The sequence below is a fragment of the Actinophytocola sp. genome (genome assembly GCF_036002505.1).
Classification (GTDB): domain Bacteria; phylum Actinomycetota; class Actinomycetes; order Mycobacteriales; family Pseudonocardiaceae; genus DASYTH01.
This window is the reverse complement of record NZ_DASYTH010000154.1, coordinates 1-1772: the sequence shown is the minus strand read 5'-3', so window position 1 is coordinate 1772 and position 1772 is coordinate 1. Positions and strand designations below refer to the sequence as shown.

Annotated in this window: 3 protein-coding genes; 1 reads left to right on the top strand and 2 read right to left on the bottom strand. The window is 68.8% G+C overall.

All coding sequences use genetic code 11. The features are described 5' to 3' along the window. Window positions 1–532, top strand: a 532-nt coding sequence (locus VGR06_RS13525; RefSeq protein ID WP_414637246.1) for a M15 family metallopeptidase, incomplete at its 5' end; no start/stop codon positions are given. A 14-nt stretch (window positions 533–546) separates the two neighbouring features. Here the strand turns inward: VGR06_RS13525 and VGR06_RS13520 are convergent. Next, window positions 547–1137 (bottom strand): hypothetical protein, encoded by a 591-nt coding sequence (locus VGR06_RS13520; RefSeq protein ID WP_327559398.1) that lies wholly within the window; start codon window positions 1135–1137, stop codon window positions 547–549. A 315-nt stretch (window positions 1138–1452) separates the two neighbouring features. Continuing rightward, window positions 1453–1772, bottom strand: a 320-nt coding sequence (locus VGR06_RS13515) for a hypothetical protein (RefSeq protein WP_327559397.1), incomplete at its 5' end; no start/stop codon positions are given.

The window sequence follows — 1772 nt, the reverse complement described above, 5'->3', positions numbered from 1 at the left end:
AACCCTCGTCCATCAGTCAGCATCGTCACCGGCGCCCTCGTTCAGCGAAGTCCTTCGCGGCGACCACGGTGGTACGACTACCGAGGCTGACGGTGCCCTCCCCGACGGCGTGACCGTGTTTGATGACCAGTATCCCGGCGTCGCCAACCTCGACCCCGATCTGCTCCGGGCCCTGCGCGAAGCGGCGACAGATGCCGCTGACGACGGCACCGACTTCTACGTCAACAGCGGATGGCGCTCCCCCGAGTACCAGAATCAGCTTCTTCGCGAGGCGGTCTCCGAGTACGGCTCGGAAGAGGAAGCTGCCCGATGGGTCGCCACCGCGGACACGTCTCCTCACGTGTCCGGAGACGCGGTCGACATCGGCCACTCCGATGCCACGGCGTGGCTGTCCAAACACGGCGCCGAGTACGGACTGTGCCAGATCTACCGCAACGAGCCCTGGCACTACGAACTACGCCCCGAAGCCATCGATCACCGTTGCCCGCGCATGTATGCCGACCCCACGCACGATCCGAGGATGCAGCGGTGACCGGCGCTGTCGGCCTATCCCGCCCCGGCCCCGGAGACTTCCGGCCGTCCACCTGCGGCTCCGCCGGTGTTGCTGGTGCTGGGTGCGGGAAACAAGGCGACGTAACGGCGAGTCGCACGCTGGGCTTGCCGCACGGCGAATGTCACGGAGATACCAAGAAACGCCAGGCCGCACGCTGCCGCCACCGCCCCGACCAGCGGGCTAGGTGCATCCAGCGCCACCGCCACGAGCGCGGCGAACACACCGGTCAGGCCGGAGTTCACCAACGTGATGAATGCCCCACTGCTTGCGAACGGCTGCCAGATCGGGTTGGGACCCATGAGGTGGTTATAGGTCTGCCAGATGCCGTTGTCGTCGTCGTGGGCGGACGTCACCAGGTACCGCTCGATATCCGGGTCGAGTTCGACGTAGGCGGCTCGCAGGCGGTTCATGCCGATCACGTGGCCAAGATCCTCGATGGCGGCGTTGCCCAGACGCATCTGGGTCAGGGTGCCGACCATGATCACCATGCCGAGCAGCACCAGCGCGAAGGTGATGAACCGTCTGTCGAATCGGGTCACCTGCCCGATCAGCGCCAGGCTGACGATGCTGGCCGACACCAGCATGAGGAAGGTGGTGATCCGGCTGAGGACCTCGCTCTGGGTCGTGCTGCGTGTGGCGAGCAGGCTCCAGTGCTCGGTGGCGAGCAGCTGCGCCCGGACATTCGGCGCCGTGCTGCCCGTCCCCTTGTGGCTCACATCCGACGTAGGTCGGCCCGCCGATGGCGCAGAGCCGCCAGCGGGTGGTGGCGGGACGGGGCCTCTCGCTCTCGACATGCGAGCCTCCTGATCTGACACGGCACTGGTGAGCAGTATCGCGCGTAGGTGAACCCGACCTACTCACCGTCGTCCCGACGGTGGCCGGGTCGCGCCGGGCCGGGGTCAGCGGGTCGGGCGGCTTGGCTGCTCGGCGTGGTCGGGGTCCGCGGGGGCGTCGCCGCGGATGGACGGGTGCAGGCGGTCGAACCAGGCCAGCACGGCCTGCTCGTAGGCCAGCCCGAACTCCAGGGTGGCCATGGCGTAGGGGTCGGGGTCGCCGCCGGCGCTGGCGGCGGCGCGGTGGAGCTGCTGGTAGCTGGCGAGCCGGGCCGCGTGCGCTGCCCGGTGGTCGCGGACGAAGCTGGCCAGCCGCCCCGGCGGCAGGTGGCGGCCGAACAGGATCGTGAGCAGCAGCGGGAAGCGGATCGTCTCCGTGCCGGGCT

Coding starts and splice junctions, on each gene's coding strand:
- VGR06_RS13520 (WP_327559398.1), bottom strand. CDS start 1,137: ATGCTGGTGTCGGCCAGCATCGTCAGCCTGGCGCTGATCGGGCAGGTG.